Annotated in this window: 17 protein-coding genes (1 of these 17 cut by a window edge); 15 read left to right on the forward strand and 2 right to left on the reverse strand. The window is 60.0% G+C overall.

The genetic code is table 11. The annotated features are described in order from the left end of the window. The first annotated feature begins 7 nt into the window (after positions 1-7). The 15 genes from pilW (at position 8) to CCX87_RS06230 (ending at position 15,054) form a co-directional block, all read left to right on the forward strand. On the forward strand, positions 8-841 hold the full coding sequence (gene pilW / locus CCX87_RS06160) for a type IV pilus biogenesis/stability protein PilW (protein WP_087744669.1): 834 nt from the start codon (positions 8-10) through the stop codon (positions 839-841). Then, positions 834-1,778 (forward strand): helix-turn-helix domain-containing protein, encoded by a 945-nt coding sequence (locus CCX87_RS06165; RefSeq protein ID WP_087744672.1) that lies wholly within the window; start codon positions 834-836, stop codon positions 1,776-1,778. Before pilW ends, CCX87_RS06165 begins: the two co-directional genes overlap by 8 nt. An 8-nt stretch (positions 1,779-1,786) precedes the next feature. Then, positions 1,787-3,058 (forward strand): flavodoxin-dependent (E)-4-hydroxy-3-methylbut-2-enyl-diphosphate synthase, encoded by a 1,272-nt coding sequence (gene ispG / locus CCX87_RS06170; RefSeq protein ID WP_087748205.1) that lies wholly within the window; start codon positions 1,787-1,789, stop codon positions 3,056-3,058. Positions 3,059-3,209: 151 nt separating this feature from the next. Beyond that, positions 3,210-4,475 (forward strand): histidine--tRNA ligase, encoded by a 1,266-nt coding sequence (gene hisS / locus CCX87_RS06175; RefSeq protein ID WP_232476547.1) that lies wholly within the window; start codon positions 3,210-3,212, stop codon positions 4,473-4,475. A gap of 14 nt (positions 4,476-4,489) precedes the next feature. After that, positions 4,490-5,176 carry a YfgM family protein gene (locus tag CCX87_RS06180; RefSeq protein ID WP_087744678.1) on the forward strand — a complete coding sequence of 229 codons (687 nt, stop codon included), beginning with the start codon at positions 4,490-4,492 and terminating at the stop codon, positions 5,174-5,176. Further along, positions 5,173-6,339, forward strand: coding sequence for an outer membrane protein assembly factor BamB (bamB, locus tag CCX87_RS06185; RefSeq protein WP_087744681.1), 1,167 nt, complete (start codon positions 5,173-5,175; stop codon positions 6,337-6,339). The genes CCX87_RS06180 and bamB overlap by 4 nt, the downstream gene beginning before the upstream one ends. Before the next feature lie 13 nt (positions 6,340-6,352). Then, on the forward strand, positions 6,353-7,696 hold the full coding sequence (der, locus tag CCX87_RS06190; RefSeq protein WP_087744683.1) for a ribosome biogenesis GTPase Der: 1,344 nt from the start codon (positions 6,353-6,355) through the stop codon (positions 7,694-7,696). A gap of 106 nt (positions 7,697-7,802) precedes the next feature. Beyond that, positions 7,803-8,057 (forward strand): RNA chaperone Hfq, encoded by a 255-nt coding sequence (gene hfq / locus CCX87_RS06195; RefSeq protein WP_086928773.1) that lies wholly within the window; start codon positions 7,803-7,805, stop codon positions 8,055-8,057. A 60-nt stretch (positions 8,058-8,117) separates the two neighbouring features. Then, positions 8,118-9,293 carry a GTPase HflX gene (hflX, locus tag CCX87_RS06200; RefSeq protein WP_087748206.1) on the forward strand — a complete coding sequence of 392 codons (1,176 nt, stop codon included), beginning with the start codon at positions 8,118-8,120 and terminating at the stop codon, positions 9,291-9,293. A 53-nt stretch (positions 9,294-9,346) separates the two neighbouring features. Then, entirely contained in the window at positions 9,347-10,711 is a 1,365-nt protein-coding gene (hflK, locus tag CCX87_RS06205; RefSeq protein ID WP_087744686.1) for an FtsH protease activity modulator HflK, read from the forward strand. Between the two features lie 9 nt (positions 10,712-10,720). Beyond that, positions 10,721-11,629 (forward strand): protease modulator HflC, encoded by a 909-nt coding sequence (hflC, locus tag CCX87_RS06210; RefSeq protein ID WP_087744690.1) that lies wholly within the window; start codon positions 10,721-10,723, stop codon positions 11,627-11,629. 16 nt (positions 11,630-11,645) lie between these two features. Next, positions 11,646-11,831 carry a DUF2065 domain-containing protein gene (locus tag CCX87_RS06215; protein WP_026436286.1) on the forward strand — a complete coding sequence of 62 codons (186 nt, stop codon included), beginning with the start codon at positions 11,646-11,648 and terminating at the stop codon, positions 11,829-11,831. A 94-nt stretch (positions 11,832-11,925) separates the two neighbouring features. After that, positions 11,926-13,089, forward strand: a complete 1,164-nt coding sequence (locus CCX87_RS06220; protein ID WP_087744693.1) for an ATP phosphoribosyltransferase regulatory subunit — start codon at positions 11,926-11,928, stop codon at positions 13,087-13,089. Between the two features lie 12 nt (positions 13,090-13,101). Continuing rightward, on the forward strand, positions 13,102-14,475 hold the full coding sequence (locus CCX87_RS06225; RefSeq protein WP_087744696.1) for an adenylosuccinate synthase: 1,374 nt from the start codon (positions 13,102-13,104) through the stop codon (positions 14,473-14,475). Positions 14,476-14,529: 54 nt separating this feature from the next. After that, a complete protein-coding gene (locus CCX87_RS06230; protein WP_087744699.1) occupies positions 14,530-15,054 on the forward strand; it encodes a phosphoribosyltransferase in 525 nt (174 codons plus the stop codon). Between the two features lie 118 nt (positions 15,055-15,172). Here the strand turns inward: CCX87_RS06230 and istB are convergent, their stop codons facing one another. Beyond that, the gene (gene istB / locus CCX87_RS06235; RefSeq protein ID WP_056269326.1) at positions 15,173-15,937 is read right to left on the reverse strand and encodes an IS21-like element helper ATPase IstB; all 765 of its coding nucleotides are present in this window, start codon (positions 15,935-15,937) and stop codon (positions 15,173-15,175) included. Beyond that, positions 15,934-16,487, reverse strand: partial view of an IS21 family transposase gene (istA, locus tag CCX87_RS06240; protein WP_087744702.1) — the 3' portion only. Its footprint extends 1,081 nt past the window's final position; 554 of the gene's 1,635 nt are visible here — the last part of the coding sequence; the start codon falls outside the window, past its right edge — the gene reads right to left on this strand; its stop codon occupies positions 15,934-15,936. The genes istB and istA overlap by 4 nt, the downstream gene beginning before the upstream one ends.

Below are 16,487 nucleotides of genomic sequence, written 5' to 3' on the forward strand. Positions count from 1 at the left end.
GCGCTACATGGTGGGATCGACTGGACGCTGGCGGCAATATGGCCGCTGGACGCTCATGGCATGTGGTGCCCTGGCTTGTTTTTTTGCGCTGGGTGGATGTGCGGCGAACGGCGGGGCTTCTGCGACGGAGTCATCGGCAGACCTGGTCACACCATCCGACGAGCCCGAGGCGCGGCGCCGCGCCCGAATCCGCCTGGAACTGGCAGCGAACTATTTCGAGATGGGGCAAACCGCGGTGGCCCTGGACGAGGTCAAGCAGTCGCTGGCATCCGATGCGACCTATGCCGACGCCCATAACCTGCGCGGCCTTATCTATTTGCGCCTCAATGATTTTGCGCAGGCAGAAGAAAGCTTTCGCCGGGCGCTGGCATTGCGTCCTGGTGACTCCAATGTGTTGCACAACTTTGGCTGGCTTTTGTGTCAGCAGAAAAAGTATGCAGAAGCGGATCAGCAATTTGTCCGTGCGCTGAACAATCCCGCTTACCTTGCCCGCAGTAAGACGCTAATGGCAAAGGGGCTTTGCCAAGTCAGCGCTGCGCAGTATGCCGAGGCCGAGCAATCCCTGATCAAGGCCTACGAGCTGGACGCTGCCAACCCCGTGGTGGGGTACCACCTGGCGTCATTGCTGCTCCGACGCAATGAATGGAGTCGGGCGCAGTTTTATATCCGGCGCCTTAATAACAGCGAATACGCCAATTCCGAGTCCCTGTGGTTGGGGATCAAAGTAGAGCGTGCCTTGGGTGACACCGTGGCTTTGAGGCAGCTTGCCGATCAGTTGCGCAAGCGGTTTCCTGATTCACGGGAGTGGGGTGCTTTTGAACGTGGGGCATTCAATGAGTGAGTCGATGGTTGCGCAACTGGTGGCGGAATCGCCTGGCCCATCGGTGCAGGGAGTGACTGCGGGCGCGTTGTTGCGAGATGCCCGAGAGGCCGCAGGCTTGCACATTGCCGCTCTGGCCGCTGCCTTGAAGGTTCCTGTGGGCAAGCTCGAAGCCTTGGAGTCGGACGATTTTTCGGCACTGCCGGACATCGTCTTTGTGCGCGCGCTGGCATCCAGTGTCTGCCGCACCCTGAAGATCGACCCCCAGCCGGTTTTGGCACTGCTTCCCCAAGGAGAAGGTCCGAGACTTTCCAGTGGGGATACGAGCCTGAGTGCGCCTGTCAAGGGATTCACGGGTAAATCATCGTCTGCGCCGTTTGCCGTTGCCGGGCCGAGACCGCTGGTGTGGGCGGTGGGCCTGCTCTTGGTGGGGGTGGCGCTGATGATTTTCCTGCCCCGCAGCCTGGATGCTGATTTGTCGGCCTGGTTCAAGCAGGCAGAGACCCGCACAACGATTTCGACGCCCGTTGCAGATGGGGCGCAGGACCGTCCTGCAGCCGTGGCTCCAGCGCCGGCGCCGGTGAACCCTGCTTCTGCACCGGGTGTGGAAGCCGCGGTTGCTGCCAGTGAGCCGACGGAGCCCGCTTTGGGCGCTGCGCCTGTCGCTGCTTTGCCGTTCGTCGCGGCATCGACTGCCGAGTTGCCGGCTGCCGATGCGCCCGCCGGTGTTCTCGCTTTCAAGGCGCGCGGCGAGTCGTGGATACAGGTCCGTGAGGCGACGGGGGCCGTGGTGTTGCAGCGCAATTTGGCACCCAATGAGACGGTTTCTGTGTCTGGCGCGTTACCGTTGGCGGTAGTGGTTGGGCGCGCCGATGCTACCGAAGTTTTTGTGCACGGCAAGCCCTTTGCGCTCGGCCCCGTGTCCCGTGAAAACGTCGCTCGCTTCGAGGTGAAATAGTGGAAAACATGGTTTGCGATAACGCTCCGATCAATGTGGCAAAACCGGCACCTCGCCGCTCCAGGCAAGCGCAGGTGGTGTGGGGATCCCGCATTGTCACGGTAGGGGGTGATGCGCCTGTGCGGGTCCAGTCCATGACCAATACGGACACGGTGGACGCCATCGGCACGGCCATCCAGGTGAAGGAGCTTGCCCAGGCGGGGTCGGAGTTTGTCCGGATCACCGTCAACACGCCGGAGGCTGCAGCGGCGGTTCCCTACATTCGGGAGCAACTGGACCGCATGGGGGAAAGCGTCCCCCTGGTCGGTGATTTCCATTACAACGGACACCGGCTTCTGACGGATTTTCCGGATTGTGCGCAGGCATTGTCGAAATACCGCATCAATCCGGGCAACGTCGGCAAGGGTGACAAGCGGGATCGACAGTTCGGTCAGATGATCGAAGCGGCCATGCGCTGGAACAAGCCGGTTCGCATCGGCGTCAATTGGGGTAGCCTGGACCAGGAGCTTCTGGCCAGCCTGATGGATGCCAACAGCCGCCGCTCCACTCCGTGGGATGCGCGCCAGGTGATGTACGAGGCGTTGATTACCTCCGCGGTCGAGTCGGCCCGTCGCGCCGAAGATATGGGCATGGATGGCAATCAGATCATCCTGTCGTGCAAGGTCAGTGGCGTTCAGGACCTGGTTTCGGTTTACCGTGAACTGGCGCGCCGCTGCGACTATGCGCTGCATCTGGGGCTCACGGAGGCCGGCATGGGGACCAAGGGAACGGTTGCTTCGGCGGTGGCCTTGTCCATACTGCTGCAAGAGGGCATCGGCGACACCATTCGCGTGTCGCTCACGCCCCAACCCGGTGAAGCGCGGACGCAGGAAGTGGTGGTCGCCTCGGAGATTTTGCAGTCGCTGGGGTTGCGGATTTTCGTGCCCAGCGTGACGGCCTGCCCAGGCTGTGGCCGCACCACCAGCACCACGTTCCAGGACCTTGCCAAACAGATTGATGATTTCCTTCGTGCGCAGATGCCCGTGTGGCGTGTGCGCTATCCCGGTGTGGAAAGCCTCAAGGTGGCGGTCATGGGGTGCATCGTGAATGGCCCGGGTGAAAGCAAGCACGCGGATATCGGCATCAGCCTGCCTGGAACCGGTGAAGCGCCGGCTGCCCCTGTTTTCATTGATGGTGAAAAAGCCCTCACCCTGCGGGGCGACAACATCGCCAATGAATTCCACCAGATCGTTGAAAACTACATAGAAAAGCGATTCGGTGCAGTTTCTGCAACTGCCTAGGACTGGCCATATCCCCTATTCAGGGCGCCGCTGTCTTTCATGGGGGCGCCCTATTTTTTGTCTTCCCCTGTCCATAAAGAAAAATATCGCAGTGAGTACTGAAAAAGGAACCCCTGTGGCGAGGCTTGAGAAGCTGACCGCCGTCAAAGGCATGAACGATATATTGCCGCCCGAATCCGCGCGGTGGGAGTGGCTTGAAAGCAAGGTGCGGGCGCTGATGGAGCGATACGCCTATCGCAACATCCGCACCCCCATCGTCGAGCCGACGCCGTTGTTTGTGCGCGGGCTGGGCGAGGTGACTGACATCGTCGAGAAGGAGATGTATTCCTTTGAGGACCGTCTCAATGGCGAGCAGCTGACCTTGCGGCCGGAGGCGACGGCGGGCGTGGTGCGTGCGGTGGCTGAACACTCCATGCTGTACGACGGTGGTAAACGCTTGTACTACATGGGGCCCATGTTCCGGCATGAGCGTCCGCAACGCGGACGGTACCGCCAGTTCCACCAGATTGGTGCGGAAGCGCTCGGATTTCCGGGCGCGGAACTGGATGCGGAATTGATTTTGCTGGCCAATGCGTTATGGAAAGAACTGGGCCTTCAAAATGTGCGCCTTGAACTCAATAGCCTCGGGCAGCCAGACGAGCGCAAGGCGCACCGCGCTGCCTTGATTGCCTATCTGGAGCGTCATGTGGATGCTCTGGATGAGGAGGCGCGTCGGCGCCTGCACAGCAATCCCCTGCGGATTCTGGATACCAAGAATCCGGCCATGCAGGCGATTGTCGAGGCGGCGCCGCGATTGATCGATTTCCTGGGTGAGGCATCCCTGGGCCACTTCAATGCAGTGAAGGCCATCCTGGATGCCAACGGAGTTTCCTGGCAGGTCAATCCACGGTTGGTTCGTGGCATGGATTACTACAATCTCACCGTGTTTGAGTTTGTCACCGACCAGCTGGGCTCCCAGGGCACCATTTGCGGCGGTGGGCGGTATGACTACCTGATTGAACAGATTGGTGGCAAGGCCGCGCCTGCAGTAGGTTGGGCGCTCGGGGTGGAGCGCGTGCTGGAGCTTCTGAAAGAGCAGGGCAGCGCCATTCCCCCAGTATCACCAGATGTTTATGCCGTCATCCCGGATGTGACCACTTTGCCTGTGGCCGTTGCAACGCTGGAGAAGTTGCGGGCGCATGGCGTCAGCGTCCAGATGCATGGTGCCCCAGCGTCGGGTGAAGGCATGGGTAGCATGAAATCCCAGTTCAAAAAAGCGGACGCCAGTGGTGCCCGGCACGCGCTGATTTTTGGATCCGATGAATTGGCGCGTGGCATGGTCTTGTGCAAATCGTTGCGAGACGGCAGTGGTTCGCAGATTGAGCACCGCCTTGATAATGTTTCCGAGTGGGCCAGCACCCTCCAAATTTCCCGTTAATCCCCAGCATATTCATGGCCAATCATCTCGATCTCGAAGAACAAGAGCAGCTTGATCAACTCAAGCATTTCTGGAATACCTGGGGCACATTGATCAGTAGCTTGGCGCTGCTGGTATTTGGTTCAGTAGCAGCGTGGAATGGCTACCAGTATTGGCAAAATCGCCAGGCAACGCAGGCTGCGGCACTTTTTGATGCCGTGGATGTGGCTTCAAGCACTGGTGACCAGGCGCGCATGGAACAGGCATTCGGTGACCTTCGCTCCAAATATTCAGGAACGACCCAGGCAGCCCAAGCCGGGCTGATTCTTGCCAAAACCATGTTCGACACCGGCAATATCAAGGGTGCCAGGGAAGCTTTGGCTTGGGTTGCTGAAAAGGCCAATGATGATGGCTACAAGGCGCTTGCCAGCTTGCGTCTGTCCAGTGTGCTGATGGATCTGAATGAGCTGGATGAAGCGCTCAAACAGGTCTCGGGATCATTTCCTGCAGAGTTCGAGGCGGTGGTCGCTGATCGCAAGGGCGACATATTGATGCTGCAGGGGAAGCAGGACCAAGCCGTCGCTGAGTACAGGCGCGCATTCAAGGCGTTAGATGACCGTGTGGAGTATCGCCGCCTGGTAGAGGTCAAGCTCAACGCATTGGGAGTCCATCCACAAGGCGCTGCCATGGCTGTTGTTGTATCCGATGAGGTCAAGAAATGAGATTCGCCCTAGCCCCGTTTCCCCCACAGTGGATATCGCGTGCGAAGCATGTGGTGTCTGTACTTTTGATTGGGGTTGTTCTGAGTGGCTGCTCTCTCTGGGGTGGGAGTTCCAAGCCAGTGCCTGCGGATCTTGGGCCTAATGTTCCCGTTCTGGGTGTCCGCCAGGTTTGGACAGCGCGTATCGGGAGCGTTGCAGGGTTGCCGCTGGATATTCACGCCGCGGGCCACGTCGTGACACTAGCCTCGGCGGATGGCGTTGTGGTCGCTCTGGATGCCCGCTCGGGGGCGGATCTATGGCGCACATCGCTGGGTGAACCCTTGTCGGCAGGTGTTGGCAGTGACGGCAAGTGGACTGCCGTTGTTTCCCGCAGCAATATGCTGGTGGCTATGGAGGCCGGGCGTGAGCTGTGGCGCAAGCCGTTGCAGACGCAGACCTTCACCGCCCCGCTGGTTGCAGGAAACCGCATTTTTGTGCTGTCAGCTGATCGGTCGGTTTCTGCCTATGATGCGGCGACGGGGCGGCGTTTGTGGATTCAGTCCCGCCCAGGTGAGCCGCTGGTATTGCGTCAGTCCGGGGTGCTCTTGGCGGTTGGTGATACGCTGGTGGTCGGCTTGTCGGGCCGATTGGTAGGTTTCAATCCTGACAATGGCAGCGTGCGATGGGAAGCACCCCTGGCCAGTGCTCGGGGCACGAACGATGTAGAGCGCCTGGTGGATCTGGTGGGACGTGTTTCGCGTGTCGGCGACAGTGTTTGTGCGCGTTCATTCCAGGCAGCGGTCGGATGCGTGAATACGGCGCGCGGCACCGTGGCATGGACGCAGCTTGCCGCGGGAATCGAGGGCATCCACGGCGACGGCGAACTTATTTTCGGGGCTGAGAGCAATGGGTCGCTGCTGGCCTGGAGACGAGCCGATGGCACGCGCGCCTGGACATCGGATCGGCTCAAATTTCGAAAGCTCACGGCGCCATTGCTGTTGGGGCGGTCGGTCGTCGTGGGGGATGATGCCGGGCTCGTGCATCTGCTGTCCCGCGAGGATGGCAGTCCCTTGAACCGCTTGACCACAGATGCCTCCGGCATCGCCGCCGCGCCGGTTGTCGCTGCAGATACTTTGGTGGCTGTCACCCGCAATGGCGGGATATACGGCTTCCGTCCTGATTGATGGGTTGTTTTCAATGAAGCCAGTTATCGCCCTCGTGGGGCGTCCGAACGTCGGAAAATCCACGTTGTTCAACCGCCTCACAAAGTCGAGGGATGCCATCGTGGCCGACTTTGCCGGGTTGACGCGCGACAGGCACTACGGCAACGGCAAGCAAGGCAAGCACGAGTACATCGTGATTGACACCGGGGGGTTTGAGCCGGACGCATCCAGTGGCATCTACCGCGAGATGGCCAAACAGACACAGCAGGCTGTGGCGGAAGCCGATGTGGTGATTTTTGTGGTGGATGCCCGTGCGGGTGTTTCGGCGCAGGACCACGATATTGCGAACTACCTGCGCCGCCTTGGCAAGCCCTGTGTTCTGGTCGCGAACAAGGCGGAGGGCATGCTGCAGGGTATCCAACTGGCTGAGTTCTACGAACTGGGCCTGGGTGACGTTTACCCCGTGTCCGCTGCCCACGGGCAGGGAATTCGCGGGCTGGTCGATCTTGCCCTGGAACCGCTGCATCTGCCAGAGCCGGACGATGCCGAGCAGGACATCGACAAGGGCGTGATCAAGTTGGCTGTGGCTGGCCGCCCCAATGTGGGCAAATCAACGCTGATCAACACCTGGCTGGGTGAAGAGCGCCTGGTGGCTTTCGATATGCCGGGCACCACCCGCGATGCCATCACGGTGCCTTTTGAGCGCAATGGCCAACGTTTTGAGCTGGTCGACACGGCCGGCTTGCGTCGCAAGGGGAAAGTGTTTGAGGCCATCGAGAAGTTCTCGGTGGTCAAGACCCTGCAGGCCATCGAGTCCGCCAATGTGGTCTTGCTGTTGCTGGATGCCACCCAGGGTGTCACGGACCAGGACGCGCATATTGCCGGATACATCCTTGAGAGTGGGCGCGCGGTGGTTCTGGCCGTCAACAAATGGGATGCCGTGGATGACTACCAGCGCCAATTGCTGGAGCGGTCTATTGAAACCCGGCTGGCATTTCTGAAGTTTGCGGCCATGCATTTCATTTCCGCAAAAAAGAGGCAAGGTCTGGGTCCACTTTGGACCTCGATCGCCCAGGCGCACAAGGCGGCCACCTGCAAGATGTCTACGCCAGTGCTCACGCGCGTGCTGCTGGAGGCGGTGCAGTTTCAAGCACCCAAGCGTGCAGGCATGTTCCGACCCAAGATGCGCTACGCCCACCAGGGCGGCATGAATCCACCGGTCATCGTGATCCACGGTAATTCTCTGGAACATGTGACGGATGCCTACAAGCGTTTTCTGGAAGGGCGTTTCCGCAAGGAATTCGATCTGGTGGGAACCCCCCTGCGTATCGAAATGAAGACCTCTCACAACCCCTTTGCCGACAAAGACGACAGTTGAATCAAGAGCGTGAATTCCGGAGGGATTTGGCGGGGGTGTGCCCTGACTGCGGCGCACGCTGTGGTAAGGTGCTGGTTTACAACAACACTTGAACACGGAGAATATCGTGAGCAATAAAGGTCAACTTCTGCAAGACCCCTTCCTTAACGCCCTGCGCAAGGAACATGTGCCGGTTTCCATTTATCTCGTAAACGGTATCAAGCTGCAGGGGCAAATTGAATCATTTGACCAGTATGTCGTGCTACTTCGTAACACGGTGACTCAGATGGTCTACAAACACGCCATTTCCACCATTGTGCCGGGTCGTGCGGTCAATTTCTCGACAGCTGATACCCCGGATGCTGACAACAGCGGCGCCTGATTTGCGGTGTCACTGCACGGCTGGCCTGCAACGGCCCGCCAAGAAGATGGGCCGGTTCATTTGAGTTCCTCTGATTCGATCAACGCTCCCCGCGCTCCAGTGCTGTTGGTGGGAGTCGATTTTGGTCTTCCTCATTTCGACTCCAATCTTGAAGAATTGGGGCTGCTCGCGCAGACCGCTGGTCTGGAGCCTGTCGCACGCCTGACGTGCAAGCGCAAGGCACCGGACGCGGCGCTGTTCGTCGGCTCTGGCAAGGCAGATGAAATCCGCACGCTTGCGCAGATGCACGGTGCTGTGGAGGTGCTTTTTGACCAGTCATTGAGTCCGGCACAGCAACGCAATCTTGAGCGCCATCTGGAGTTGCCGGTCAACGACCGCACGCTGTTGATCCTGGAAATATTTGCCCAGCGCGCCCGCAGCCACGAAGGCAAGCTGCAGGTGGAGTTGGCGCGTCTGCAGTATCTGAGCACACGCCTTGTTCGTCGGTGGTCGCACCTGGAGCGCCAGCGCGGCGGGATTGGTGCGCGCGGAGGGCCGGGCGAAACCCAGATCGAGCTGGATCGCCGCATGATCAGCGACGCTGTCAAGCGCACCAAGGAGCGCCTGGTCAAGGTGAAGCGCCAGCGCTCGACGCAACGGCGTCAGCGTGAGAGGCGGGATACTTTCAACATTTCTTTGGTGGGCTACACCAACGCGGGCAAATCTACCCTGTTCAACGCCTTGGTAAAGGCCAGGGCGTATGCCGCCGACCAGCTGTTTGCCACCCTGGACACCACGACGCGGCAGCTTTATCTCGGGGAGGCCGGTAGATCCGTGTCGCTGTCAGACACCGTCGGTTTTATTCGTGACTTGCCGCACGGATTGGTGGATGCCTTCCAGGCCACACTGCAAGAGGCCGTAGATGCCGATTTGCTGCTGCATGTCGTGGATGCGTCCAACCCCAACTTTCCCGAGCAGATCGATCAAGTTCAACGCGTGCTGCACGAAATCGGCGCCGCAGATATCGCCCAGTTGCTGGTATTCAACAAGCTGGATGCGGTGCCACCGGAGCAGCGTCCCGCCATGTTGCAGGATGTTTACGAGCTGGATGGACGACCGGTCGACCGCCTGTTTGTCAGTGCGCGGACCGGGGAGGGGCTGGATGTGCTGCGGCAGAAATTGGCCCAGACCGTGTTGGCGGCGCAGTCCGACATGACCCCAGGCACTCTCGCTGAATTCCCGATCCAGGCGCCTTGATTGGGCACAATGCCGGTTGAATCGATGTCACCAGAGAACCAGAGACTTTGCGCATGAATTTCCAAGACCGTAACCCACGCTGGGCCATGTTGCCGGAACGCATCCGTGGAATGTTCAACCTGAACGATCCACGTTGGGGGCGCGGCGAGGACAAGCCCGAGGATGGCAATCGTCCTGAACCGGAGCGTCCACCAACGCAGCCCTCGGGAGGCCGCGGGCGTGATTCCGGCTCTTCCGGACAGCCCCCTGATCTGGACGAATTGTGGCGCGACCTGAATCGCAAACTGGCGGGGCTGTTCGGTAACAAAGGCGGCGGCTCGCGTGGTCCGAGTGGCGGCAATGGCGGCGGTTTTCAACCGGACATGAAGAATGCTGGCGTGGGCATCGGACTCATCGCGGGTATCGTTTTTGTGATTTGGATGGGAACCGGCATTTTCATCGTTCAGGAAGGTCAGCAGGCCGTCATTACCCGGTTTGGCAAGTACCAAAGCACCAAGGGGGCGGGGTTCAACTGGCGCCTTCCTTATCCGATCGAACGCCATGAACTGGTCTTTGTGACCCAGATCCGGTCTGCCGACGTGGGGCGGGACAATGTCATCAAGAGCACGGGCCTGCGCGAGTCGGCCATGTTGACCGAAGATGAAAACATTGTCGAAATCAAGTTCGCCGTCCAGTACCGCCTGAGCGATGCCCGGGCCTGGCTTTTCGAAAGCAAGAATCCGGCAGATGCGGTGGTGCAGGCGGCAGAAACCGCCGTGCGCGAAGTGGTGGGCAAGATGCGCATGGACACGGCCCTGGCCGAAGAGCGTGACCAGATTGCTCCGCGGGTACGCGCACTGATGCAGACGATTCTCGACCGCTACAAGGTCGGGGTGGAGGTGGTCGGCATCAATCTGCAGCAAGGGGGCGTGCGTCCACCGGAGCAGGTGCAAGCGTCGTTTGACGATGTATTGAAGGCAGGGCAGGAGAGAGAGCGGGCCAAGAATGAAGCCGAGGCCTATGCCAACGATGTCATCCCCCGTGCCGTCGGTTCCGCATCCCGCTTGAAGGAAGAGGCGGATGCTTACAAGGCCCGCATCGTGGCCCAGGCCCAGGGCGATGCACAACGGTTTTCGTCTGTTCTGGCCGAATACCAGAAGGCCCCCCAGGTAACGCGCGACCGCATGTACCTCGAGTCCATGCAGCAGATTTACGGCAACGTCACCAAGGTGCTGGTGGAGTCGCGGCAGGGTTCCAACCTGCTCTACCTGCCGCTGGACAAGATCATGCAGAACGTCGCGCAATCACCTGGAGCCGTCGAAGCTCCTGTCAGTGGTGGTGCGGCGGCGGTCGTGCCGCCATTGGCGCCGGCTGGCAGTTCGTCGAACGATTCCCGTGCGCGTGACAGCAGTCGTACGCGTGACCGCGAAACCCGCTAGGAGCAGCTTGTGAACAGAGTTGGATTTATTGCTTCTACCGTTTTGGTAGTGCTCGCATTGATGAGTTCGATGCTTTTTGTGGTGGACCAGCGCCAGTTCGGCGTCTTGTATGCCTTGGGGCAGATCAAGGAGGTCATCACGGAGCCCGGGCTGAATTTCAAGCTGCCGCCGCCTTTCCAGAATGTGTCTTATATCGACAAGCGGTTATTGACGCTCGACAGCACCGACACCGAGCCCATGCTGACGGCCGAAAAACAGCGCGTGGTCATTGATTGGTATGTGCGCTGGCGCATTTCCGAGCCCACTGAATACATCCGCAACGTTGGTCTGGATGAGAATGCTGGGGCAATGCAGCTCAATCGCGTGGTGCGCAATGCGTTTCAGGAAGAAGTCAACAAGCGAACCGTCAAGGAGCTGCTATCGCTCAAGCGAGAGGACTTGATGGCCGACGTGAAACGTGAGGTGCTGGAAACCGTCCGCGGTGCTAAGCCTTGGGGCGTGGACGTGGTGGATGTCCGCATCACCCGGGTGGACTATGTCGAGGCAATCACCGAATCCGTTTATCGCCGGATGGAGGCGGAGCGCAAGCGCGTGGCCAATGAGTTGCGCTCGACGGGGGGCGCGGAGGGGGAGAAGATCCGTGCCGATGCCGATCGCCAACGCGAGATCACCATCGCCAATGCCTACCGTGACGCACAGAAGGTCAAGGGTGAAGGGGATGCCGAGGCTGCGCGCATTTATGCCGAATCTTTTGGCCGCGACCCTCAATTTGCGCAGTTCTATCGCAGCCTGGAGGCTTACAAGGCAAGTTTCAGCAAGAAGAGCGACGTGATGGTGCTCGATCCTTCATCGTCTGATTTCTTCAAGGTTTTTCGGGGCGGCTCGGCTACCCCTGCTGCGCAGCCGACACGCAAATAACGCCCCGGCAGTGAGCGTGGAATTGAACGATAGTCTCTGGACGGCGCTGGCTTTGGTGTTGGTGATTGAGGGGCTGCTGCCGTTCGTGTCACCCGCTGGCTGGCGCCGTGTCTTTACGCAGATGGTGCAGTTGCGCGATGGCCAGATTCGGTTTTTTGCGTTGCTGTGCATCGTGTCTGGCATAGCGATGCTGCTTGTCTGATTCTGCCGGACGTCCCTCCTGAGCCTGAGCGGAGTTTCAGTGGGTTTCGTCCCTGCCGGTAGAATCGCGTTTTTAACAGCCTTCCCATTTTTCCATGTCTGCTTGGGTCCTGCCGGATCACATTGCCGATGTCTTGCCGTCCGAAGCGCGGCACATCGAAGAATTGCGTCGCGGGCTGCTTGATACGGCCCGCTGCTATGGCTATGAGCTTGTCATGCCGCCGTTGCTGGAGCACCTGGAGTCATTGCTGACCGGAACCGGTGAGGCGCTTGGCCTGCAGACCTTCAAGTTGGTGGACCAGCTCTCTGGCCGTTCCTTGGGGCTGCGTGCCGACACTACACCCCAGGTGGCCCGCATTGATGCCCACCTGCTCAACCGCAAGGGTGTCACTCGCCTGTGTTATTGCGGCCCGGTGGTGCACACACGGCCTGATCGTCCCCATGCGACGCGTGAGCCCCTGCAGTTTGGTGCGGAAATTTATGGCCATGCCGGGCTGGAGGCAGACCTTGAGGCGGCATTGCTGGCCCTGGATTGCTTGCGCGTGGCGAATGTGCAAGACGCCAGCGTGGACCTTGCCGATGTGCGCATTGTTCGCAGCTTGCTCGCAGGCGTTGCCGTGGATGCCCCGTTGCTTCAGGCCATCCATGCAGCATTGGCAACCAAGGATTCCGGCGAACTGGCGTTTTTGGCCCGCGATTTTCCCGTGGCATCCCGTGAGGGGCTGCTTGCACTGTTGCAGCTCTATGGGGATGACAGTGTTCTGATTGAGGCAGAAAAAGCCCTCAAACGTACGGCTGGCGTGCGTGAGGTGCTCTTGAATTTGAAGTGGCTGGCGTCCCGTCTGGAAGGCGTGCGCGTCAGTTTTGACCTGGCTGATTTGCGGGGCTACGCCTATTACAGCGGAGCGCGTTTTGCCATCTATGCGCCCGGAGCCAGTGACGCATTGGTGCGTGGCGGTCGCTATGACGAAGTGGGCGCCGTGTTTGGTCGCAACCGACCTGCGGCAGGTTTCAGCCTTGATATCAAGCAGGTGGTCAGCGTGGTGTCGCCGCGTGCGCTCAAGGCCGCCATCCGTGCGCCCTGGGGCGACTCGGGTGATGTGCATGCTGCCATTGCAGCTTTGCGTAGCCGCGGCGAGACCGTGGTCTGTGTACTGCCGGGGCATGAAAGTGAAGTTGATGAGTTCCATTGCGACCGAGAACTGATATCAGTCTCCGGTCAGTGGGTCGTGCAAGCTATTGAAGCAACTGACAATTGAATTGGGTCTGTGATGAAAGTTACCAAAGGTCGCAATGTGGTCGTGGTCGGCACCCAGTGGGGTGACGAGGGCAAAGGCAAACTGGTGGACTGGTTGACGGAGAGCGCGCAGGGCGTGGTCCGCTTTCAGGGTGGTCACAACGCAGGGCACACGCTGGTGATCAATGGCGTGAAGACCGCGCTGCATCTGATCCCGAGTGGCATCATGCGACCGGGTGTCAAGTGCTACATCGGCAACGGCGTGGTGTTGTCTGCGGCCAAGCTTTTCGAGGAAATTGAAGGGCTTGAGAAGGCCGGCGTGGAAGTGCGTTCACGCCTGCGCATCAGCGAGGCGTGCCCGTTGATACTTCCATTCCATGCGGCGCTGGACGTGGCCCGGGAAGCAGCCCGTGAACAAGGTGGTACGGAAAAGATTGGCACTACCGGTAGAGGGATTGGTCCTGCTTACGAGGACAAGATTGCCCGCCGTGCCCTGCGGGTACAGGACCTCAAATACCCGGAGCGGTTTGCCGCGAAATTGCGCGAACTCCTTGCCTTGCACAATCACGTGCTGACAACCTTTTTGGGGTCTGCCAAATTCGTTTTTGGTGACACTCTTACGCCTTATCTCCGTGATGGCGAAGTGCAGTTCGATGCGGTCTACACCGAGGCCATGAGGCACGCCGAGCTGCTCAAGCCCATGATGGCGGATGTCTCGCGGGAGCTCAACGACGCACACCAGGCAGGTGACAACCTGCTGTTTGAAGGTGCGCAAGGCACCCTGCTGGATGTGGATCATGGCACCTACCCCTATGTCACTTCCAGCAATTGCGTCGCAGGCAACGCTGCTGCGGGTTCGGGCGTCGGCCCCGGCATGCTGCATTACATCCTTGGCATTACCAAGGCCTACTGCACGCGCGTGGGCGGCGGTCCCTTTCCTACTGAGCTGGATTGGGAAAAACCGGGAACGCCCGGCTATCACATGAGCACGGTGGGCGCCGAAAAGGGCGTGACGACGGGGCGCAGTCGACGCTGTGGATGGTTTGATGCTGCCTTGCTCAAGCGCAGCGCACAGGTCAATGGCTTGTCAGGGTTGTGTATTACGAAGCTGGATGTTCTCGATGGTCTGGATGAGTTGAAGCTGTGTACCGGGTACGAGCTCGACGGAGACTTGATTGATCTACTGCCAATGGGGGCCGATGACATTGCCCGTTGCCAGCCCATTTATGAAACGCTGCCAGGCTGGAGCGATTCCACCGTCGGCGTCACGGACTATGCCAAGCTGCCCCTGGCCGCTCGGCAATACCTGGAACGCATAGCCGAAGTCACAGGCGTGCCGATCGCCATGATTTCGACAAGTCCGGATCGCGATCACACCATCCTGATGCGCCATCCTTACGTGGCATAACCTCTCTGCGTGCTCGATTACAGTGCGCTAGCAGCTATTAAATCAGGAGCGAACATGTTGACGGAAGACGGCAAACACCTTTATGTGAGTTATGACGAGTACCACAGCCTTATCGAGAAGCTGGCGCTGAAGGTGCATCAGTCGGGATGGGAGTTCGACACCATTCTCTGCTTGGCCCGCGGAGGGCTGCGTCCAGGGGATATCCTGAGTCGTATCTTTGACAAGCCTTTGGCAATCATGTCAACGAGTTCCTATCGGGCAGAAGCCGGAACGGTGCAGGGGCACCTAGATATCGCGCGCTTCATCACAACGCCCAAAGGTGAAATCGCTGGGCGAGTGTTGTTGGTGGATGACCTGGCGGACTCCGGCCACACGTTGCGCGCGGTGATCGACATGTTGAAGACGAGCTACGCTCCTATTTCAGAATTGCGCAGCGCCGTGATCTGGACCAAGGGGTTGTCAATGTTCACGCCGGACTACTCGGTGGAGTTTTTGCCTACCAATCCGTGGATTCACCAGCCTTTCGAGGGGTATGACAGCCTGGGGCCCGACAAGTTGCTGGAGAAGTGGAAGGTTTGAGCGAAGATAGTTCCGCAGGGGCTGGTTTCGCCAGAATTTCCATGCTATAGTCCCCGATGGCCAGGTCAAATTCCCCCACCCTTGGCCACCCCAAATTCCCCCAGGCAGGACGGTCGGATTATGACGACTCGGGTGTGATGGCGATGCGTGCAGCGGCCTCCTTGAGGCGGTAGCTCTTGCCCTCGAACTCCAGCATCGCGCAGCGGTGCATGAGGCGATCCAGGATGGTGCTGGCCATGGTGGCGTCGCCGAGGTATTTGCCCCAGTCCTGCACCACGCGGTTGGACGTGATGAGAACAGCGCGGCGCAGCTTGTAGCGCTGGTGCACGATGGCCTGTAGGACTTCAGCGGCATGCTCGCTGATGCGTCTGGCCAGGAACAGGTCATCGAGGACGAGCAGGTCCGGCGCGACCCAGTCCTTGAGCAGCTCGGTGCGCTCTGCCGTAGTGGCCAGCGCGTAACGGGCGAACTCGGTGTCGGCTTCCAGGTAACGCACGTCATAGCCCTGCAGCGTGGCCTGGTAGGCCACGGCCTTGGCCACATGGCTCTTGCCGGTGCCCGGCTTGCCGATGATCAGCGCGTTGGCCCCCTCGCCGATGAACTTCAGGGTGTGCAACTCGAAGCAGGCGCTGCGCGGCAGCTTCGGGTTGAAACGCCAGTCGAAGTCAGCCAGCGAGGGGCGCTCATCCAGACCCGAGCGCTTGAAGCGGCGCTCGGTCAGGCGAGAGCGCCGGCGGTCCAGCTCGTCTTGCAGCATGGCGGCGAAGGTCTCCAGGAAAGGCTGCTGGGCGGCCTGGGCCTGCATCACGCGGGTGGACAGGGTCTCGGCGATGCCGGACAGGCGCAGCTCGCGCAGCGCGCGTTCGATCTCGATCATGTTCATGGCTGAACTCCCGGTGCGTTGGTGGTGTTGTTGGTTGGTGGTGGTGGTGGTGGTGGTGTGGTGGTGTTTGCCGTGGCGGCGGCGAGCGCGAAGAGATCGCTGTACTCCTCAGCGTCTCGGATGAGCTCATGCTGCTGCGTCAGCGCGTGGGCACCGGCGGCGGGTGCTTCGCCGCAGGTAGCCTCGATGGCCGCCATCGCCTGGGCAAAGAGGGCTTCGGTCAGCGCCAGCACGCGCTTGTAGCTGTAGACCCCTTGCTCCAGGGCCTGGGCGCAGGCGGCATTGATGCAGTGCGCCGGGTAACGGCGCATGAGTCCCACAATGCCCCAGAGCTTGCGCTGCCCGACACGACCCTCGATGGCAAAGAGCAGCTCACACAGCCGGCTGGCGTGCTCACCAATCTCGCCGGCCTGACGCAGGATCAGGCGGGTCTCGCGAGACGGATTGAACACCCGCTCCTCCATGGGCAGAATCACCGTGCCGGGACGCTCGGCCTTGGCGTGGGTGCGCAGCAAGGCACGGGTGTGCATGTCACGAATCTCGATGCGCT

This window comes from Acidovorax sp. T1, from assembly GCF_002176815.1.
Taxonomy (GTDB): domain Bacteria; phylum Pseudomonadota; class Gammaproteobacteria; order Burkholderiales; family Burkholderiaceae_C; genus Acidovorax.